Below are 20,424 nucleotides of genomic sequence, written 5' to 3' on the forward strand. Positions count from 1 at the left end.
GGGAACGGCAGCCGGATTTCAAGCGGTGGGCAGGATGCGGGTAGTCTGTACGGTCTGCGTCCGTGTCGGCGCGGAGGCCCGTCCGGTTCACGGACCGGTCGCCCCTCCGGCCCCCGACAGTCCCGGTCACCCCTGGACTGTCAGTGTCCGCGGATACGGTTGCACACGCATCACGACCCTCCTGCCACGGAAAGACCGTGGCCGCTGAGTCCAGAGGAGGTGGGTTCCACATGCGTCACTACGAGGTGATGGTCATCCTCGACCCCGATCTCGAGGAGCGAGCAGTCTCCCCGCTGATCGAGAACTTCCTTTCCGTCGTCCGTGAGGGCAACGGAAAGGTCGAGAAGGTCGACACCTGGGGCCGTCGTCGTCTCTCGTACGAGATCAACAAGAAGCCCGAGGGCATCTACTCGGTCATCGACCTGCAGGCCGAGCCTGCGGTCGTCAAGGAGCTCGACCGTCAGATGAACCTGAACGAGTCGGTCCTCCGGACCAAGGTCCTCCGTCCCGCGAACCACTGAACGCCCAGTCCCCGCGACTGAGCGCTCAGCGGTAACCGGGTCCGAGCAGCAAGCAGCCAGCAGCACCCCGCCGAGAGGTTCACCATGGCAGGCGAGACCGTCATCACGGTCGTCGGCAATCTCGTCGACGACCCCGAGCTGCGCTTCACCCCATCCGGTGCGGCGGTCGCGAAGTTCCGTGTCGCGTCCACTCCCCGCACCTTCGACCGGCAGACCAACGAGTGGAAGGACGGCGACAGCCTCTTCCTCACCTGCTCGGTCTGGCGTCAGGCGGCGGAGAACGTCGCCGAGTCCCTCCAGCGCGGCATGCGCGTCATCGTGCAGGGCCGGCTCAAGCAGCGGTCCTACGAGGATCGCGAGGGCGTGAAGCGCACGGTCTACGAGCTCGACGTCGACGAGGTCGGCGCCAGCCTCCGCAACGCCACGGCCAAGGTCACGAAGACCACCGGCCGTGGCGGCCAGGGCGGTTTCGGCGGCGGTGGCGGCGGCCAGCAGGGCGGCGGCGGTGGCTGGGGCGGTGGCTCCGGCGGCTCCGGCGGCGGCTACTCGGACGAGCCGCCCTTCTAGGCCGTACTCCACGGCCTGGTCAGGGCGACCAGCACACACTTCTTGATCACACAGGAGAGAGACAATGGCGAAGCCGCCTCCGCGCAAGCCGAAGAAGAAGGTCTGCGCGTTCTGCAAGGACAAGGTCGCGTACGTCGACTACAAGGACACGAACATGCTGCGGAAGTTCATTTCCGACCGCGGCAAGATCCGTGCCCGCCGGGTCACCGGCAACTGCACCCAGCACCAGCGCGACGTCGCCACGGCCGTCAAGAACAGCCGTGAGATGGCGCTGCTGCCCTACACCTCGTCTGCGCGATAAGGGAAGGGTGACAGACACATGAAGATCATCCTCACCCACGAGGTGTCCGGCCTCGGTGCCGCCGGTGACGTCGTCGACGTCCGCGACGGTTACGCCCGCAACTACCTGGTCCCGCGCGGTTTCGCGATGCGCTGGACCAAGGGCGGCGAGAAGGACGTCGAGCAGATCCGTCGCGCCCGCAAGATCCGCGAGATCGCGACGATCGAGCAGGCCAACGAGGTCAAGAGCCGGCTCGAGGGCCTCAACGTCCGGCTGAGCACGCGGGCCGGCGAGGCCGGCCGCCTGTTCGGTTCCGTCACCCCGGCCGACATCGCTTCGGCGATCAAGGCCGCCGGTGGTCCGGACGTGGACAAGCGCCGCATCGAGCTCGGTACGCCGATCAAGACCCTCGGCGCCCACCAGGTGTCCGTGCGTCTGCACGCGGACGTCGCCGCGAAGTTCGGTGTCGAGGTCGTCGCCGCCTGACGGCCGCCTTCGGCAGAGCACGACGAAGGGCCGCACCCCCGCCGGGGTGCGGCCCTTCGCCGTTGCTGCACCGGGGTGAGCCCGGGGCCCGATGGGGCCGGGGCCCTCGGACGACGCGGTCAGGCCCGGACGGCGCCGGTGACGATCCAGCGGCCCGACCGGCTGCGTGCCCACAGGGTGATCAGCCGCAGCACCATCATGAGCCCCATCACCCACCACAGCGCCGTCAGCCCGCCGTCGAGGCGGGGTACGGCCAGGGCCGGCGGCACGAACAGCGCCAGGACGACGAGCATGGCCCAGGCCAGGTAGGGCCCGTCGCCCGCGCCCATGAGCACTCCGTCCAGCACGAAGACCGCCCCGCACACCGGCTGGCTCAGCGCGACCACCAGCAGTGCGGGCAGCAGCCGCCGGTGCACGTCCGGGTCGCTGGTGAACAGCGGCATGAGCAGCGGGCCGGACACGGCGACCAGCAGGCCGAGGACCATGCCTGCAGCCACGCCCCACTGGATCATCCGCCGGCAGACGGTTCTGGCACCGGAGGTGTCCCCCGCGCCGAGGTAGCGGCCGATGATCGCCTGGCCCGCGATCGCGATGGCGTCGAGCGCGAAGGCCAGCAGCGACCAGAGGGAGAGCAGGATCTGGTGGGCGGCGACGTCGGCGTCACCGAGCCGCGCCGCCACCGACGTGGCAATGAGCAGGATGGCGCGCAGCGAGAGGGTGCGGACCAGCAGGGGCGCCCCCGCCTGGGCGCAGGCCCGGATACCCGCGGCATCGGGGCGCAGGGAGGCGCCGTGCGCACGGGCGCCCCTCACCACGACCACGAGATACGCGGCGGCCATGGCGCACTGGGCGATGACGGTTCCCCAGGCGGAACCCGCGATGCCGAGGCCGGCGCCGTAGACGAGCCCGACGTTGAGCACGGCGTTCGCGGTGAATCCGCCGACGGCGACGAGCAACGGGGTGCGGGTGTCCTGGAGCCCGCGCAGCACTCCGGTGGCGGCCAGGACCATGAGCATGGCCGGGATGCCGAGGGCGCTGATGCGCAGGTACGTGGTGGCGTGGGGGGCGGCGCTGCCGGACGCGCCGAACAGTCCGACGAGTTCGGGGGCGGCGGGCAGCACGACCGCGATCACGCCGAGGCCGAGGAGGAGGGCGAGCCAGATGCCGTCCATGCCCTGGCGGATGGCCGCCGGGAGGTCGCCCGCGCCCACCCGCCGGGCGACGGCCGCGGTGGTGGCGTAGGCGAGGAAGACGAAGACGCTGACGCCGGTGGTGAGCAGGGCTGCGGCGATGCCGAGTCCGGCGAGCTGGGGGGTGCCGAGGTGGCCGACGACAGCGCTGTCGACGAGGACGAACAGGGGCTCCGCGACGAGCGAGCCGAAGGCGGGGAGGGCGAGAGCGACGATTTCCCGGTCGTGCCGTCTGCCGCGCCGCTCCGCGCGTTCGGGTGCCTGTGTCATGAACTCCATACAACCTTCCACAGGTAAGAGATGCAAGCTGCTTTCATCCCTTACTTGCGGCTGTCGTCACCCTGCGCGTGCGCGTCGTTCACCGGGAACGTGACCAGGCTCGCGAAGTTTTTCTCCTGCACAGGCCGTGGACGGCGAAACCGCAGTTCAGGGTACTGATCGCCAGACGAGTTCATCGTTGTCCACAGCGGTGTCCCCCGACCCGTGCACAGGTTTCGCGAGCTTCTCCACAGGAAGTCGCCAGTCGTCCACATGGCCTGTGGATAACCGTCTTGGTCCTGGCCGCTCGCACGCCTACCGTGGTCCGGCGCCCACGCCATTCTCCCGTCCACGAGGTCTCGCTCCACGAGCCGGTCCGATGTGACGTGACCTGACCGGAACCGGCGTGAAGTGTCAGAGCAGTGCCGTAGGAAAGAGAAGCACGGCGAGCGGATGTGTGCGCCGGCCGGTGGGGTCCGCGCGGCGGACGGGAGGAGGTGCCGGGGTGAATCATCCGGACCTGGACGACGCCTGGGCCGGGACCGGACCGGGCGACCGCCTTCCGGCGTCCCGCTCCCCCCGCACGTCCGAACGGGGCGGGCAGCGGGACCGGGACGGCGGTGACGCCCACGCCCGGGGCGACGACTCCTGGGGCGACGCCGGTTCCGCGTCGGCCTTCGAACGGGTTCCGCCGCAGGACCTCGACGCCGAGCAGTCCGTGCTCGGCGGCATGCTGCTGTCCAAGGACGCCATCGCCGACGTGGTGGAGGTCCTCAAGGGCAGCGACTTCTACCGCCCGGCGCACGAGACCGTCTACCAGGCGATCCTCGACCTCTACGCCAAGGGCGAGCCGGCCGACCCCATCACCGTCGCCGCGGAACTCACCCGGCGCGGCGAGATCGGCCGCGTCGGCGGGGCCTCGTATCTCCACACTCTCGTCCAGTCCGTGCCGACGGCCGCGAACGCCGAGTACTACGCGGAGATCGTGCACGAGCGGGCCGTCCTGCGCCGCCTGGTGGAGGCCGGGACCCGCATCACGCAGATGGGATACGCGGCGGACGGCGACGTCGACGAGATCGTCAACTCCGCGCAGGCCGAGATCTACGCGGTCACCGAGCAGCGGACGTCGGAGGACTATCTGCCGCTCGGCGACATCATGGAGGGCGCCCTCGACGAGATCGAGGCGATCGGCTCCCGCAGCGGCCAGATGTCCGGCGTCCCCACCGGCTTCACCGACCTCGACTCGCTGACCAACGGCCTGCACCCGGGCCAGATGATCGTCATCGCGGCGCGACCGGCGATGGGAAAGGCCCTCGCGCTCGACACGCCGCTGCCCACCCCGTCGGGCTGGACCACCATGGGCGAGGTGAAGGCCGGCGATCACCTGATCGACGCCGCCGGGCGGCCCACGCGTGTCGTCGCCGCCACGGACGTCATGGTGGGGCGTCCCTGCTACCGCGTGACCTTCGACGACGGGACCACCGTGGTCGCCGATGCGGAGCACCAGTGGCTCACCGACACCCGTGCCTCCCGCAGGGCGGCCGCAGAGAACGCCTCCGGCCGGTGGTCGCACCCCTCGGTCAGGACGACCGAGGAAATCGCCGGGACGGCCCGGTGTCCGGCCGACGGCGGGATCAACCATTCGGTGCAGAACGCAGCTCCGGTCGACCTGCCGGAGCAGAACCTGCCCGTCCCTCCGTTCACGCTGGGCGCATGGCTCGGCGACGGCCACAGCGTCGCGGCACGCATCGCTTCGGCGGATCCCGAGATTCTCCAGCGCATCGCTGACGACGGATTCGAGATCCGGCGCCTGGGTTCGTCGATCACGTACGGCACCGGTGTCACCGTGGAGAAGCCGGAACGCCTCGAGCGCACCTGTGTGGTGTGTGCCGAAGCGTTCACCCCCGAGTTCGATCACGTTCACAGCCGCGGCCGGTCCTGCGGTGGCAGGGCGCGCGGTGGCTCCACGCCGATGCCTCACGCCACCTGCGCGGACTCCGGAAAGGCCTGCCTCCCGCCGTACTCGGATCCCCGCTGCGCACCGTGCACGAGGAACCACGGAAGCCTGCTGGTCATCCTGCGCACGATGGGAGTGCTGGGGAACGAGCACATCCCGCAGCAGTACCTGCGCGGCTCCGTCACCCAGCGGAGAGCGCTGCTCGCGGGTCTGCTCGACACCGGCGGCGTGGTCACCGGCACCGGATCCGTCCGGTTCACCACGACCAGCCCCGTTCTCGCCGAAGGGGTCCGTGAACTCGCCGTGAGCCTGGGATACCGCTGCGGTGCGGCGACGAAGCAGGCGGAGGGACGTTCGCCGGAGAGCTCGACGGCGTACACCGTCGACTTCGCCACGGACGACGCGGTGTTCGGACTGGAACGGAAGCGGCGCACGCACGAAGAGCGGCGGCGCCCGTCGACGTCCGGGCGGGAGCAGCGGTTCATCACGAGCGTGGAACCGGTCGCGAGCGTCCCGGTCCGCTGCGTCCAGGTCGACAACGACGCGCACATGTACTTGGCCACGCGTTCGATGGTGCCCACGCACAACTCCACGCTCGCCCTGGACTTCGCGCGCGCGTGCTCGGTGAAGAGCAACCTGCCCAGCGTCGTCTTCTCGCTGGAGATGGGGCGCAACGAGATCGCGATGCGCCTGCTGTCCGCCGAGGCGAGGGTGGCCCTGCACCACATGCGGTCCGGCAGCATGACGGACGAGGACTGGACGCGGTTGGCGCGCCGGATGCCCGACGTGTCGGCCGCGCCGCTCTACATCGACGACTCCCCGAACCTGTCGATGATGGAGATCCGCGCCAAGTGCCGGCGCCTGAAGCAGCGCAACGACCTGCGGCTCGTCGTGATCGACTACCTCCAGTTGATGCAGTCCGGCGGGTCCCGGCGTCCCGAGAGCCGCCAGCAGGAGGTCTCGGAGATGTCCCGGAACCTCAAGCTGCTGGCCAAGGAGCTCGAGGTCCCGGTGATCGCGCTCTCCCAGCTGAACCGTGGTCCCGAGCAGCGCACGGACAAGAAGCCGATGGTCTCGGACCTTCGTGAGAGTGGATCGATCGAGCAGGACGCCGACATGGTGATCCTGCTGCACCGCGAGGACGCCTACGAGAAGGAGTCCCCGCGCGCCGGTGAGGCGGACCTTATCGTGGCCAAGCACCGTAACGGTCCGACGGCGACGATCACCGTGGCGTTCCAGGGGCATTACTCGCGCTTCGTCGACATGGCGCAGACCTGACCCGATGTCATGGGCGGCGAGACCGTCCACCGCTGCCTGACCTCCTTCGTGGTGGGGACGGACGTCGTGGCAATGCGGCCTGATGCAGTGCGGGGAGGTCGCACGGTCGACTCCACCGTGACTGTCGGTCTCCGTTCTGCTCGGAGGTGAAACCACCGCGCACCGCCACGGCCGGCGGTCGGATTTCCTGTGGCCTGACGTACCGACCCCGTTGTGCGAAGCGCCGTTTTATGGCCTTTCCCGGACACCCGTACCGTCCGATCCATGGAGTGGAATTTTCGGACGGCCGAAGAACTCGCGGCCGCCTTGCGTGCCGGTGAAGTGACCTCGGCGGAACTGACCGACGGGGCGATCGCCCGTATCGAGAGGGACGACGAGGCGATCAACGCGATCTGTGTGCCGGACTTCGACCGTGCACGGGCCGCCGCGCGCGCTGCCGACCGGGCGCGCGCCCGTGGCGCGGACCGGCCGCTGCTCGGCATTCCGGTGACGGTCAAGGAGTCCTACAACGTCGCCGGGCTGCCGACGACCTGGGGGATGCCGCTGCACCGGGACTACATGCCGGCCGAGGACGCGGTGCAGGTGTCGCGGCTCAGGGCCGCAGGCGCGGTGGTGATCGGTAAGACCAATGTGCCCTTGGGGCTGCAGGATGTGCAGAGCTTCAACGAGATCTACGGCACCACCAATAACCCGTGGGATCACGGTCGCACTTCGGGTGGCTCATCCGGCGGATCAGCGGCGGCCCTGGCGTCCGGATTCGGCGCGCTGTCCATCGGCTCCGACCTCGCCGGTTCGTTGCGTACCCCCGCACATTTCTGCGGTGTCTACGCACACAAGCCGACGCTCGGGCTGGCGGCGATCCGCGGCATGGTCCCGCCGTCCGCGCCGGCATTGCCGGCCGATGCCGACCTCGCCGTCGTCGGTCCGATGGCGCGCACTGCCCGCGACCTCGCGCTCCTGCTCGACGTCATGGCCGGACCGGACCCTCTGACGCTCGGTGTCGCGCACGATGTGACGCTGCCGCCCGCGCGCCACGAGCGGCTCTGCGACTTCCGGGTCCTGGTCCTCGACGAGCATCCGCTCATTCCGACCGGGTCCGCTGTGCGTGCGGGCGTGGACCGGGTGGCCGACGCGCTTGTCGACGGCGGCGCCCGAGTCGAGCGGGAAAGCCCGCTGCTGCCCGATCTGGCCGAAGCCGCGGTGCTCTACACGCAGTTGCTGTTTTCGGGCTCCGTTGCACGTTTTCCCATCGAAGCGTACGAGCAGGTACAGGCCCGCGCCGCCGGACTGGGCGCAGACGACCGGAGCCTCGATGCGGCGCGGCTGCGCGGCATGGTGCTCAGCCACCGCGACTGGATGGAGGTGAACGGCCTTCGCGAGCTCCACCGCCACTGCTGGCGGCAGTTCTTCGCCGAGTTCGACGCCGTGGTGTGTCCCGTCACGCCCACCCCCGCGTTCCCGCACGACCACAACCCCGACCTGATGAACCGCCGGATCGACATCGACGGCGCCGAGTATCCGTACTTCGACCAGCTCGTCTGGGCCGGTCTGGCCACCATGCCCGGTCTTCCCGCCACCGCCGTACCGGCGGGCCGGTCGCCCGAGGGACTGCCGGTGGGAGTGCAGCTCATCGGTCCGATGCTCGAGGACCGCACCCCGCTGAAACTGGCCGAACTGCTCGAGCAGAGGATCGGTGGCTTCCGGGCAGCGGAGTAGGCCGTGCTACCGGACATCCCGTCGAGGACGAGGCGCGGATCACAGCGAGATCCTCCGCCCCGGCGCCGCCGGCGGCTGCTGCACCGGTCGTGAAGGCCACCGCCGGTGGGGTGCGCGAACTCGCGCACCCCACCGGCGGTACGGCGGCATCACGTTGTCGGTGCCGGCTCTCCTGCGGGGCCGGGTACGGCAACGGCGGGGTCCGGGCCGGACCGCGGCACGTACACCCGGGCCACCCAGATCCCGCACAGCCCGAAGACTGCCATGATCAGGGCGAGCCCGGTGAAGCCGGTGCCGAGGGAGCTCCCCGCGGCCCAGCCGACCAGCGGCATCAGGACGGCTGTGCCCAGCCCGATCGCGAGCAGCCGCAGCGAGGCCATCTTGGCCTTGTCCCCCTCTTGGGCCCGCTGCTGAAGTGAAGTCAGCAGCCAGGTGAGGCTGTTGAGGTTCGCGAACCCCGCCAGGAAGAAGCCGGCGAAGTGCGAGGTCGCCGATTCGCCGACTGCCAGCAGCACGGCCGAACCCCCCTGGATCAGCAGCCACACCGGTAGCAGACGCTGGACCACCAGACGACTCGTGAAGAACGACGCGCTGATCATGCCGACCGCGAAGGTCCCCTCGAGCGCGGCGATGTACCACCCCTGGCCGTCGCGGAACTCGTCCGCCAGCGGCACCACCAGGGTGCTGAGCCCCTGGGCGAAGACGAAGTCCGCCGCGCACATGACGATCAGGACGAGCACGACGCGGTCCTGCCGGTACCGGGTCAGCATGAGGCGCCATGTGCCCACCGTGCCCGCGACCGCGGACCGGAGCATCCGGGCGCTCATGACGGGTGTCTCCTCCGGCCGGACGAGCCGGATCCGGGACACGGCCAAGGCGCAGCACAGGGACGTCACCACGTCCACCAGCAGCGCCTGTCGGGGTGTGCCCCACGTCAGGATCAGGCCGAGCAGCGCCATGCCGCTCAGGGCGCCCGCCTGGAAGGCCACGCCGACCAGGCTGTTGAACTTCGTGACGTGGCCGCCGTCGACGTGGTGGGCCGTGAACTTGAAGAGGGCCGACCTCTCGATGTTGTCGAAGACGGCGAGGAGTACCGCGACACCCACGATGTACGGGACCGCGCTCCTCCCGGGGACGAAGGTGATGCCGATGATGAGCGCGACGGTGACGGCTCGGCCCAGTCCGCAAGCGACGTAGACCCGCTTGGAGTTGGCGGCGTCCACCAGCGGGCCGCACACCGGGAGCACGCAGAACGCGGCCAGCCCCTGGAGGGTGAGCACGAGTGCGAAGGCCTCGGGTCTCCCCGTGCGGTCGTAGAGCAACTGGCCCATGGCCAGGGTGTGGATGCCGAAGCCGATGCTCGAGACCGAGATGGCCGCCAGCATGGTCCGGGCGGGCGGGTCGTGGCGGATCATCGGGCCTCCAGCCTTCGGTCGACCACCGTGCGGACCTTGCCGCTCACGGAGTTGCGCGGCAGCTGTCCCTCCGCGAGGCTCTCGACCCTCAGCTCGTAGACGTCCAGGCCGGCGTCGAAGTCCTGCTGGTCGCCGAGTACGGGGACCTTGGTGGTGAGGTGCTCGCGGATCCGCTCGGGCCCCGGGGGGTTCGGGGACTCGGTCCGGATCACCAGGACCTCCTTGCTGCCCTCGGTGAAGACCTCGATCTGGAGCAGGGAGACATCGAAGTCGGCGAGGAGTTCGAGGACGTCGCCGTACAGCACGGTCTCGCCCTTGAAGCGGACCAGGCCGTCGGAGCGGCCGAGGTATTCCAGCACCTTCCCGGAGACGCCGCACGCGCAGGTGTGGTCGAAGACCCGTCCCATGTCGCCGATCCGGTAGCGGATCAGCGCTCCCTCGAACTTCTGCATGCTGGTGATGAGCAGCTCGCCGACGGAACCGTCCTCCAGGGGTGCACCGTCGGCGTCGACCACCTCGATGAGGTTGTAGTCGTCGTTGACGTGGTGCAGGGTCCCGCCGAGGGAGGCGCACTGGTATCCGAGCTGCGCACCGTCGTTGGCGGCGAGGATGCTGGAGACCGACTGCACGCCCAGTTCCCTGCGGAGCCACGTCTTGTCGTTCTCCGTCATCGGGGTGCCGCCGTAGATGACCTTCTCGATGCGCAGTTCCGGGCAGCGTGCCTTGGCGTCGCGCAGCAGCGGCAGGATCAGGGCCGGCATGCCGATGATCACGTTGGCGCGGAAACTCTCGGCCAGCATCAGCAGGTCGTCGACGGTCGCGAACTGCCCGGTGGAGTAGCACTCCACCGGCATCCGCAGGAGTTCGCTGAACGACGTGGTCAGGCCGCCGTACATGCCGCCGCCGAACAGCGTGTTGATCACGCGGTCGCCGGACTCGATCCCCAGCTCGTAGAAGACCGGGATCGCCTCCCTGACCATGTTCTCCCAGTCGGCGCGCGAAAAGACGATGTAGCGCGGGTTGCCGCTGGTGGCTCCGGAGCGCAGCACCTCGCCGCTCGGGGCGTCGCCGCTGCACAGGTCCCGGCTGACCGGGAGCGAGTGCGCCTCCAGGGCGGGCTTCTCCAGCACGGGCAGCCGGGCGAGGTCGCCCGCCTCCCGAACCACCGGCAGCCCGGCGTGGAACGGAGCGCGACGGGCCCGGCCGACGAGGTAGCGCAGCTTCGCTGCGATGCGGCCCTCCCGCTCGGCGGTGTCGTCGCTGCGGGCCTGGCTCAGGCGTATGCCGCGACGGTGCCGGAAGCCGTAGAGCCGGCTGACCCACGGGGACCGGCAGTCGATCGACAGCGCGGCGTCGTCGGGCAGGGCCGGGACCTCCACCACGGTGCCGGCGGCCTCCGCGCCCGGTTTCTCCACCCGGCCCTCGGGCAGGGGGGCGCCCGCCTCGCGCAGCGCGTCCATCACCGCGGTCCACAGCTCCGGCCGGTCGGACCGGATCGTGGTCCGGTTGCCCAGTGCCCAGCCGAGCAGCAGGCCGCGCAGGGTCGCCTCGGCGTGCCGGTCGTCCAGGACGATGTCGCCGACGGGACCGAACTCGAGGACGTCGTTGGTGTCGGGCAGCGGCTGCCACGGGTACTGGCTCACGCCTCCGAGCAGGCGGTCGAGGCCCGTGAAGAGCTCCTCGTCGTCGAAGCGGACGAGCGGATCGTGCATTCCCGCCCGGTCGAGGAGGTCCCGGAGGCCGCCGAGTTCGCCGGCTTCGAAGCGGCTTCTGACGTGTTCGACGGCGAGCAGCAGGTCGGTGGGGTAAGTCCTCATGAATGGCTTCTCCGGACCATGGGTGTTCGGGTGGTTTCGGTATGCAGCAGGAGCCTGGCGTAGTCGCGCAGGACCGTCTCCTGCCGCTCGTGCACGAGGTGCAGGCGGTGGCGGCGGCCGTCCGGCGGGCACCCGGGCACGGGCACGGTCCGGTGATGGCTCGGCACGGACCCCGCGAGGCCGGTCGGCTCACCGCCCTGGAACGCATCCAGGGGCGGTGAGGCGACGCTCACGACCGCGGCGTGGCGGGCCATCCGGTAGTCACTGCCGGCCCGGGCACGGAAGGCCCCCGGCTGCTCCGCGGCCAGCGCGGCCCACCCCTCCTGCCCCTCGCCGGTGGAGGTGCGGGCGAGTTCACGCAGTTCGGGGGTGCACAGGCCGGCCCGGACGGACGAGACCTTGATGCCGTCCGTCCCGGTGTCGAGGTCCACGCACGCCGGACCGCTGGCCGGTCCGGACGTGCACAGCGCCGTCAGTGCGCACTCCACGGCCCATTCCTGCTCGGCGCCCCGACGTGGCAGGAGCAGGGCGCTCGGGAAGGCGCAGGACACGTCGGGCGGGCCCATGGGTCTGCGTACTCTCCACACCGCGCAGATGTGATGGGCTCGCCCGAGGCTGACGGTGGTGACGTGCAGGCCGGTTCCACTGGGTGACATGGGGGTGCTTCCGTCTCCGGAGGTGTGGCGGTTCAGCCGTCGGTCAGACGCACGATGGCCTTGCCGGTGTTCTCGCCTTTCAGCATCCCGATGAAGGCATCGACGGACCGGTCGAAGCCCTCGGTCACACTCAGGTTCTCGGTGAGCGCACCGCTGCGCAGATGCGGGACGACGAAATCCTCCAACTCACCCTGCGCGTCCCGGTTGTTGGCCACCAGGAAGCCCTCCAGCCGGATGCTCTTCCCGACGAGGTCGAAGAGGTTGCGCGGCGCAGGAGGCGGAGTGGCCGCGTTGTACTGTGCGATGGCTCCGCACCAGGCGATCCGCCCGAACTCGCGCATCGCGCCGATGGCAGCCTCGAGGTGCTCGCCGCCGACGTTGTCGACGTAGATGTCGACACCGTCGGGGGCAGCCTTGGCGAGCTGCTCGCCGATGGGGCCGGAGCGGTAGTCGAAGGCCGCGTCGAAGCCGAGCTCACCGGTCAGCCGGCCGACCTTGGCCGCCGAACCCGCGCTGCCCACCACGCGTCCCGCGCCCATCAGCCGGGCGAACTGCCCGGCGGCCGTCCCCACTCCGCCGGCCGCGGCGGAGATGAACACCGTCTCGCCGCCGCGGACCGGCGCGATGCGGGTCAGCGCCACGTAGGCGGTCAGGCCGGTTCCGCCGAGCAGGCCGAGGAAGGACTCCGGGCCGACCCCCTCGTACCGGGGCAGCACCCTGGTCTCGGACGCGGCAACCACGGTGTGCGTGCACCAGGCGTTCCGGTGGAAGACCAGGTCGCCGACGGCGAGTTCGGGGGTCCGGGACTCGAGGACGCGCCCGATCGTGCGTCCCTCCAGGGGCGCACCGAGATCCCAGTCCTCGTCCATGCACTCGCGCATGTACGGGTCGACGGAGAACGCCATGTTCTCGACGAGTGCCATGTCCGGTGCGAGGGACGGCAGTTCGATCTCGACCTGGGTGAAGTCCTCGGGGACGGGCATTCCGTGCGGGCGGCGTACCTGGTGCACGGCCCTGGCGGTGGTGGTCATACCGGTTCCTTGATCGTCGACGGCTCGGGGCGGACGGACACCGCCCTGGTGCACTCCTGGAGGAAGCCCCGGAGCACGGCGGGGTCGGGGTGGGATGCCTCGATGAACACGGGGACCTCCCACTCCTGGTAGGTGATGTGACGTGGCAACGGCCGCCCCGGCTCCAGGACGTGGATCCGGTCCAGGCAGGGGTGGTCGAGCACCTCGGCGGGCACCTCGACGGAGCATCCGGCCCCGGCGTCGAGGTGGTGTCCGGGGAAGGCGAGCCAGCCGTGGTAGCGCCCCGTGCGGGTGTCCGCGGGGGGACGCTCGAGGCCGAGCCGGATGGCGATCTCGTGGGAGGGCAGGTGGATGCCGGTGTGCTGGTGGTGCACCGTGCACACCCCGGCGCCTCCGAGCCGGTTGGCGATTTCCAGGAAGACCGGTTCGCCGTCGGCGGTCTCGAAGAACTCCAGGTGGATGCAGCCCTCGTCGATGCCGAGGGACGCCACGACGGCGTCGGCGAAGTCGCGGTACACCGGGATGCATTCCACCTGGTGCGATCCGAGCGGCTTGCCGTCGGCGTACTCCACGGGCTTGTTGACGTAACGGGAGACGGCGACGTCGACGATCCGGCCGTTCTGCACCAGACCGTCGGCGTGCAGGATGTCCCCGTCGATGTGCTCCTCGAGCTGGAACTCCGTGGGGTCGGGCAGCTTCCGGTAGGCGCTGAGCGCCTCCCGGGCCGTCTCGTGGATCGTGACGTCCTCGCTGGAGGCGCCCTGACGGGGCTTGAGGACCGTACGGCCGCTCCAGGGCAGGGGGCCGCAGGCCGGCGGCGAGGCGACGAAACGCGGGTGGCGCACGCCGGAGGCGGCGAGCGCCTCCTTCATCCGGACCTTGTCCCGGACCCGCTCGATCTGGGGCAGGTCCTGTCCGTCCACGCCCAGATGTTGCCGGACGTGCCAGGCCTCACGGATCCCGAACTCCGAGAGCGCGAGGACCTTCTCGTAGCCGTCCTCCGGGGAGACCCGGGTGCGGATGCCGTCGATCAGGTCCTCCTCCGCGTCGAGCGTGACCCGCTCGCACGGAAGGTCCTCGGGCAGGTCCGCCATGCGGTGCGGGTGCCCGATGTAGGTCACCTCGTGCGCGTTGTGGTCGATCCCGAGATGGTACGAGATCTTGCGGTACGGCACCTGATGCATGACAAGAATCTTCATCCCCGGTACTCCAAGGTCGTGATCCCCCAGCTGAAGCCCATGGCGCTGGTGGCGAGCATGATCAGATCACCGGTGCGCAGCCGGCCGGCGCGCTCCAGGTCTCCCAGGGCGATCAGGGTGTCGGTGCCCCCCATGTGGGCGAGCCGGTCGTAGTTGAAGACACTCCGCTCCCGCGGAATGCCGAGCCGGGTCAGCAGACTCTCGTGCATGTCCCGGTCACCGTGGTTGATCAGGAAGTGGGAGATGTCGGCGACCCGGCGCCCGAGGGCGGCCAGGGTGTCGTCCACGAGTCCGGTGAAGGTACGGATGTAGGCGTCCGCCAGGCCTCTGCGGTGTTCCGCGCGCCGGATGAAGACGCGGTTGTCGCTCACCCGGCCCGCGTAGTAGTCGGCCCAGCTGCCGTCGGTCCGCATCGCGGAGTGCAGGACGCGGAACCGGCCGTCCCCGCGGGTCAGCAGCATCGCTGCGGCCGCGTCGCCGAAGTTGAACAGGGACTTCGAACCGGGGTCCGTGTAGTCCACCATCCGGCTCAGGCGGTCGCCGACGAGGACGAGTGCGTACTCGTCCTCGCCGAGCGCGCCGTCCGTGGCGAGCAGCCGCAGGGCGGTCATGCCGGCGTTGCAGAAGTTGGCCACCTCGAAGCAGTGGGCGCCGTCGATGCCGAGGGCGTGCGCCACCTTCGCGGAAGGAGACCAGAAGGGGCGGTCCCACTCGCCGGATCCGGCGTACACCACCTGCCGGATCCGGTCGGCGGGCACGGGTGTCCGCTCGAGGAGTGTGCGGGCCGCCTGCAGCGCGAGCTCCCAGGCGTCCTCCTTCTCCCCGAGGACGGGGAAGCCGTCGCAGTGCGTGATGCCGGCGATCTCCGCGAGGGCCACACCGGAAGCGGAGTGCATGCCTCCGATGTCGGCCCTCGCGGAGGGGAAGCACACGTCGAAGTCGACTATGCCGCCCACTGCCCGTCCTCTTCGATGCTCACCCGGTGCACCGTGCGATTGACGCCGGGTTCGACGTCGGTGGCGGCGTGGAAGGTCGTCGCGGTCTTCCACACGACCAGGTCGTTCATCGTCCAGCGGTGGGTGTAGACGTGCTCCGGGTCCTGGATGAGGCTGTCCAGCAGCGCGAAGAACTCGGCGTTCTCGTTGGCGTCGAAGCCCACCACGGAGTCCATGTACTCCGGTGCCCCGTAGACGTAGGGCCGGCCGGTCACCACGTCGGTCCGCACGAGCGGGTGCTCGACCTTCGGGTGCTGCTCGTCGATCAGTGCCTTGAGCTCGGCGATGGAGAGCCCCACGTGCTCCTCGGATATCCGGCGGCGCTTGGTCACGGTGTGCAGGGCGGTGCGACCGGCGATCTTGTCCTTCCACTCCTGGGGCATGCGGTCGTACACGTCGCAGGCACTGGCGAAGAGGGTGTGGCCGCTGTCGCTGGGGACGTCGACACCGTGCAGCATCGTGAAGGGCGCGGGGTCCTTGACGAAGGACGAGTCCTGGTGCCAGAAGTTCCCGACCCGGGCGACACCGATGGGCTTGTTCGCCCGCATCGCGTTCGAGGAGATCATGATCTGCTCGTGGTCCGGGTGACGGTACTTCGCCAGGACGAACGGGACCGGCCGGCCCGCCCGGGACGCCAGGGCGATCTGCTGCTCCGGCGTGATGTCCAGGCCGCGCACCACGGCCAGTTCGCGCCGCTGCACCATGTCGGCCAGCTGGTCGAAGACCTCGGGCCGCTGCAGGTCCTCGTAGGTGACCCCGGTCATCTCGGAGCCGATGCTCGGGCTGAGTTCCTTGATCTGCATGGGTATGACTCCTTGTTCGTTCTTGCTCTACTCGTCGTCCAGGCAGGTGCGGAGCGCTGCCACGAAGTCGTCGATCTGCTGCGGTGTCCGGAAGGGGGCGACCGTGACCCGGAAGCGCTCGGCTCCCTGGGCGACGGACGGGAAGTTGATCGGCTGCACGTAGATGCCGAACTCGTCCAGCAGGCGCTGGGAGACGCGCTTGACGCGCATGTCGCCCGGCACCAGCACGGGGACGAGGTGGCTGTCGGCGTCGATGAAGTCGATGTGCGCGTCGTGCAGCGCCGCGCGCATGCGCCGGGCGTTCTCCAGCAGGTTCCTGCGCAGTTCCGACCCGGCGGTGCCCTGGACGATGTCCAGGCTGCGCAGCGTGGCGTCGAGAGTGGAGCACGGAATGCTGGTGGTGAAAATGAAGCCGGGGGCGTGGGAACGCACGAAGTCGAGTGCGCTGTCGGGCCCGGTCACGTATCCGCCCAGGGTTCCGAGCGCCTTCGCGAAAACGCCCTGAACGAAGGTCGGCCGGCTCTCCCCGATCTCCTCGCAGATTCCCGCTCCGGTGGGTCCGCTGACTCCGATGGCGTGCGTCTCGTCCAGGTACGTCAGCGCGTTGTACCGTTCCGCGAGATCACAGATTTCGGAGATCGGTGCGATGTCGCCGTCCATCGAGTAGACCGACTCGAAGACGATGAGTTTCGGCTGTTCCAGCGGGTACTGGGCCAGCATTTCCTCGAGGGCGGCGACGTCGTTGTGCGGGAACACGTGCTTCTCGTTGCCCGAGACGCGGATGCCCTCGATCAGCGATCGGTGATTGAACCCGTCGGAGAACACCACCAGTTCGGGCGTCGCCCTGAGAAGTGTCGACAGCGTCTCGAAGTTGGCGACGTATCCGCTGGTGAAGATGAGTGCGCGGGCCTTGTGGTGCCAGCCGGCGATCCGGCTCTCCAGCTCCACGTGCGCCTCACTGGTGCCCGCGATGTTGCGGGAACCCCCGTTCCCGGTGCCGTGGCGGAGCGTCGAGGAGATCTGCGCCTCGATGACCTCCGGGTTCTGGCTCATGCCCAGGTAGTCGTTGCTGCACCACACCTGGATCCGCCGTCCCATGTGAAGGGCGTGGCCGGGGTCGTCCGCAAGATGGGAACAGGGAATGAACGTCCGGTACAGGCCGGTGTCCTTGAGATGGGCGAGGTTTTCCTCGATCGCGTCGAATGCTGATCGCGGTTGCGTGGTTATCGGCAACGCGGACATGCGTCTCCTGTAATCGCTTTTGGCTTGACGAGATGACCTGCTGGAGGCGATCAGCCCCACTGTGAGTCGTCCGGCCGGGCGGAGACGCCGGGTGCCGCCGCGTTCTCGTGGTCGCCGCAGCGGGAAGCGGCGGAGCAGCTGAGAGCGGTCACCGTGAACGAACCAGCGAATTCGAGGAGAGCTTTTCTCTTCGGCATTTCGTCATCCCCCTGGTGAAAGTGGCAGGCCGTCAGTCGGGCCGTGCACCAGAGGAATCATGCAGGCGCAGACGTCTCCGTGGTGACCGGATGGTGCCTCATAATCCTGCAATACGAGTAGTTGAAGGAAGGTTATATGTGTACGGATCCAGACATAACCTGCCAAGAGCTCACCTTCGAGGTGTGCGAAGAAGGCCTGAGCCTGTACGCGCGCATCCTGAGCGGTGAGTCGTACGAAGGCGAATGCCCCTCATGCCTGCTCTCACTCGGTCTCGTCTGCCGGTCGAGCGACGGCATGCTCGCGCCCTTAACCCCCGGTGTGGCCAGCGGGAGGACGCTGAGGCCGATGGAGGCGGCAATGGAGGCGCAGCAGAACTCCCTCGCTCTGGCCCGCGCCTCGCTGCACCGGGCCGAGGAGGTCTACCGGACGGTGTACCGGACCAACTCCGCCCAGGTCCGCACCATCACCGGCGCCGACGTCATCAGCGTCACCATCCGCTCGGTCGTGGACTCCTGCCGCACCGAACTGCTGACGGCGCAACCCGGGGGCGGCCGGCCCGAGGAGCTCCTGGAACGGGCTCTGACCAGCGACCTGGCAGCGCTCCGGCGGGACGTACGGCAGCGGACCATTTACCAGCACACCGTCCGTTCGCACGGTCCGACCCTCCACTACATCGAGCAGGTCTGCGCCGCCGGAGCCGAAGTCCGCACTCTGGAGGAGGTCTTCGACCGCCTGATCGTGTGCGACCGGAAGATCGCCTTCATCCCCGATCCCCATGAGGAGCGACGGTCCGTGGCCCTCGCCGTCGAGCACCCCGGGATGATCCGCTATCTCGTCGGCATCTTCGACCACGCCTGGGAACGCGCGACGCCGCTCCTGCACGAGCCCACGGAACATCGTCCTCCGCTGCTGACGGACCAGAACCGCAGGGCCGTCCTCCAGCTCATGGTGAACGGGTACACGGACGAAACCATCGCCGGACGGCTCGGGATGAGCACCAGGACCGTGGCCACCCACGTCAGGAAGGCATCCGAACTGCTGGGCAGCCGCAGTCGCGCCCAGCTCGCCTATCTGATCGCCAAGACGGGCGTCCTCGAGGACGCCACGGCGACGGCGCCCTGAAGCGTTCGCCCGGGGAGCGGCGCCCGCCCGGCCGCCCGGCGGTTTCGGTGCCGGGCGGCGAAGTCCCTTCCGTACAGGGAAGCCGGACCCTGCGGAACGGGCTGAACCGACCGCCGCGACAGGCCCACCCCCCTTCGGCTCCGTGCCGGGAGCCGCGTGCACACGACGGAAGCCGGGCCGGCGCGCGACCTTTCCTCCGACGCCCTCGGATTCCCGTGCCCGGCGGGCACTTGCCCCGGCCACGGAATCGTGCCCGTCGCCGCGCCGGGTGTCCGAGAGGGCGGATCACCGGTAGAAGTGAGCCTCATGAACGAGTCGTTCGACGAGCTGCTGCCGGCCACACGCCGCGCGCTCCACCACCGGATCGCCGTGGCGCAGGCCGACGGCAGGGCCCCTTCTCTCGTGGGTGCGGTGATCAGGGAGGGTCGCACCGTCTGGACCGGTTCCCGCGGACGGACGGGGGAGCGCGAACCGGACGGCGACACCCAGTACCGCATCGGCTCGATCACGAAGACCTTCACCGCCGTGCTCGTCCTCCGGCTGCGCGACGAGGGCCTGCTCGACCTCTCCGACCCGCTGGAGCGGCACCTGCCGGGCACGGCGGTCGACGGGGTGACGATCGCACAATTGCTCGCCCACACCTCGGGCATCGCGGCGGAATCGCCCGGCCCGTGGTGGGAGCGGACGCCGGGGGCGCTGCGCCCGGAGCTGGCCGATGTGCTCGGTGAGGCGCCGCTGCTGCACCCGCCGGGCCTGCTGCACCACTACTCGAACCCCGGTTACACGCTCCTCGGGGCCCTGGTGGAGCGGCTCCGAGGCCGGCCGTGGGACGCGGTGCTGCGGCAGGAGGTGCTGGAACCGCTGGGGATGGAGCGGACTTCGGTCGACGCCGAGGCACCGCACGCCGACGGCTGGGCGGTTCACCCCTGGGCCGATGTGCTGCTCCCGGAGCCACTGGAGGACCTGGGGCTGATGGGGCCCGCGGGCACGCTGTGGTCGACGTCGGACGACCTCGGGCGATGGGCGCACTTCCTGGCCGAGGGGGACGACCGGGTGTTGTGCGCGGCCTCCGTGGCCGGGATGAGGACCCCCGCGGCGCCACCCGCCGACGGGTCCTGGGACGCCGGCTACGGCCTGGGCCTGCAGCTGATGCGGAAGGACGGACGGACGCTGGCGGGCCACACCGGTTCACTCCCGGGTTTCCTCGCGGCCGCCTGGCTGAGTCCGGAAGACGGGCTGGCCGCCGTCGTCCTGGCCAACACCACCTCGGGCGTCCCGGTCGGCGCTCTCGCCGCCGACCTGGTGTCCCTCACCGCCGCGCACGAACCGCTGATTCCCCCGGCATGGACACCGTCGGCCGGGCCCGCGCCCGACCCGGAGCTGCTGGCGCTGACCGGATCCTGGTACTGGGGGCCGACGCCGTTCGTGCTGCGCCTGGACCGGGGGAGCGGCCTGGAACTGGCGGCACTGACCGGAACTTCCCGCGCGTCGCGTTTCCGGCCTTCCGCGGACGGCACCTGGACCGGGCTCGACGGCTACTACCGGGGCGAGGTGCTGCGGGTCGTCCGGGGCGACGACGGGGAGGTGAGCCACCTCGATCTGGGCTCCTTCGTCTTCACCCGTCGGCCCTACGATGCCGCCGCACCGGTGCCCGGCGGCGTCGACCCGGACGGGTGGCGGTAGGGGAACCTGC

Annotated in this window: 17 protein-coding genes; 8 read left to right on the forward strand and 9 right to left on the reverse strand. The window is 69.8% G+C overall.

Going from position 1 to position 20,424, the window contains the following annotated elements; translation table 11 throughout:
- Window positions 1-230: 230 nt before the first annotated feature.
- From rpsF to rplI, 4 genes are all read left to right on the forward strand, one after another.
- A complete protein-coding gene (gene rpsF / locus M1E25_RS14275; RefSeq protein WP_251415176.1) occupies window positions 231-521 on the forward strand; it encodes a 30S ribosomal protein S6 in 291 nt (96 codons plus the stop codon).
- Window positions 522-605: 84 nt separating this feature from the next.
- Window positions 606-1,088 (forward strand): single-stranded DNA-binding protein, encoded by a 483-nt coding sequence (locus tag M1E25_RS14280; protein WP_251415178.1) that lies wholly within the window; start codon window positions 606-608, stop codon window positions 1,086-1,088.
- A 64-nt stretch (window positions 1,089-1,152) separates the two neighbouring features.
- Window positions 1,153-1,389, forward strand: coding sequence for a 30S ribosomal protein S18 (gene rpsR / locus M1E25_RS14285; RefSeq protein WP_251415179.1), 237 nt, complete (start codon window positions 1,153-1,155; stop codon window positions 1,387-1,389).
- Between the two features lie 18 nt (window positions 1,390-1,407).
- Window positions 1,408-1,854 carry a 50S ribosomal protein L9 gene (gene rplI / locus M1E25_RS14290; RefSeq protein WP_251415182.1) on the forward strand — a complete coding sequence of 149 codons (447 nt, stop codon included), beginning with the start codon at window positions 1,408-1,410 and terminating at the stop codon, window positions 1,852-1,854.
- 119 nt (window positions 1,855-1,973) lie between these two features.
- On the opposite strand, the gene M1E25_RS14295 is transcribed toward rplI, so the two are convergent.
- Entirely contained in the window at window positions 1,974-3,314 is a 1,341-nt protein-coding gene (locus M1E25_RS14295) for an MATE family efflux transporter (RefSeq protein WP_251415185.1), read from the reverse strand.
- A gap of 718 nt (window positions 3,315-4,032) precedes the next feature.
- On the opposite strand from M1E25_RS14295, the gene dnaB reads away from it, so the two are divergent.
- Together dnaB and M1E25_RS14305 are read left to right on the forward strand one after the other, a co-directional pair.
- Complete coding sequence (dnaB, locus tag M1E25_RS14300; RefSeq protein WP_372500807.1) at window positions 4,033-6,537, forward strand: replicative DNA helicase; 2,505 nt, start codon at window positions 4,033-4,035, stop codon at window positions 6,535-6,537.
- Between the two features lie 264 nt (window positions 6,538-6,801).
- Window positions 6,802-8,253, forward strand: coding sequence for an amidase (locus tag M1E25_RS14305; RefSeq protein WP_251415188.1), 1,452 nt, complete (start codon window positions 6,802-6,804; stop codon window positions 8,251-8,253).
- Between the two features lie 149 nt (window positions 8,254-8,402).
- Here M1E25_RS14305 and M1E25_RS14310 read toward each other — a convergent pair whose 3' ends face one another.
- Genes M1E25_RS14310 through hemA form a run of 8 tightly spaced genes read right to left on the reverse strand, consistent with a single transcriptional unit; the run spans window position 8,403 to window position 17,411 of the window.
- The gene (locus M1E25_RS14310; RefSeq protein WP_251415191.1) at window positions 8,403-9,668 is read right to left on the reverse strand and encodes an MFS transporter; all 1,266 of its coding nucleotides are present in this window, start codon (window positions 9,666-9,668) and stop codon (window positions 8,403-8,405) included.
- Window positions 9,665-11,485 (reverse strand): phenylacetate--CoA ligase family protein, encoded by a 1,821-nt coding sequence (locus M1E25_RS14315; RefSeq protein WP_251415193.1) that lies wholly within the window; start codon window positions 11,483-11,485, stop codon window positions 9,665-9,667. Before M1E25_RS14315 ends, M1E25_RS14310 begins: the two co-directional genes overlap by 4 nt.
- Window positions 11,482-12,141, reverse strand: a complete 660-nt coding sequence (locus tag M1E25_RS14320) for a hypothetical protein (RefSeq protein ID WP_251415195.1) — start codon at window positions 12,139-12,141, stop codon at window positions 11,482-11,484. The genes M1E25_RS14315 and M1E25_RS14320 overlap by 4 nt, the downstream gene beginning before the upstream one ends.
- A gap of 32 nt (window positions 12,142-12,173) precedes the next feature.
- Window positions 12,174-13,172 carry an MDR family NADP-dependent oxidoreductase gene (locus M1E25_RS14325; protein WP_251415197.1) on the reverse strand — a complete coding sequence of 333 codons (999 nt, stop codon included), beginning with the start codon at window positions 13,170-13,172 and terminating at the stop codon, window positions 12,174-12,176.
- Window positions 13,169-14,371, reverse strand: coding sequence for an ATP-grasp domain-containing protein (locus M1E25_RS14330; protein ID WP_251415199.1), 1,203 nt, complete (start codon window positions 14,369-14,371; stop codon window positions 13,169-13,171). The genes M1E25_RS14325 and M1E25_RS14330 overlap by 4 nt, the downstream gene beginning before the upstream one ends.
- A complete protein-coding gene (locus tag M1E25_RS14335) occupies window positions 14,368-15,327 on the reverse strand; it encodes a 3-oxoacyl-ACP synthase III family protein (RefSeq protein WP_251415200.1) in 960 nt (319 codons plus the stop codon). Before M1E25_RS14335 ends, M1E25_RS14330 begins: the two co-directional genes overlap by 4 nt.
- Window positions 15,315-16,169 (reverse strand): TauD/TfdA dioxygenase family protein, encoded by an 855-nt coding sequence (locus tag M1E25_RS14340; RefSeq protein WP_251415201.1) that lies wholly within the window; start codon window positions 16,167-16,169, stop codon window positions 15,315-15,317. Before M1E25_RS14340 ends, M1E25_RS14335 begins: the two co-directional genes overlap by 13 nt.
- A gap of 27 nt (window positions 16,170-16,196) precedes the next feature.
- On the reverse strand, window positions 16,197-17,411 hold the full coding sequence (gene hemA / locus M1E25_RS14345; protein ID WP_251415202.1) for a 5-aminolevulinate synthase: 1,215 nt from the start codon (window positions 17,409-17,411) through the stop codon (window positions 16,197-16,199).
- Window positions 17,412-17,954: 543 nt separating this feature from the next.
- Between hemA and M1E25_RS14350 the strand changes: the two genes are divergently transcribed.
- The gene (locus M1E25_RS14350) at window positions 17,955-18,731 is read left to right on the forward strand and encodes a helix-turn-helix transcriptional regulator (protein ID WP_251415204.1); all 777 of its coding nucleotides are present in this window, start codon (window positions 17,955-17,957) and stop codon (window positions 18,729-18,731) included.
- 306 nt (window positions 18,732-19,037) lie between these two features.
- Window positions 19,038-20,414, forward strand: a complete 1,377-nt coding sequence (locus M1E25_RS14355) for a serine hydrolase domain-containing protein (protein WP_251415206.1) — start codon at window positions 19,038-19,040, stop codon at window positions 20,412-20,414.
- Window positions 20,415-20,424 lie beyond the last annotated feature (10 nt).

This window comes from Streptomyces meridianus, from assembly GCF_023703325.1.
Lineage (GTDB): Bacteria > Actinomycetota > Actinomycetes > Streptomycetales > Streptomycetaceae > Streptomyces > Streptomyces meridianus.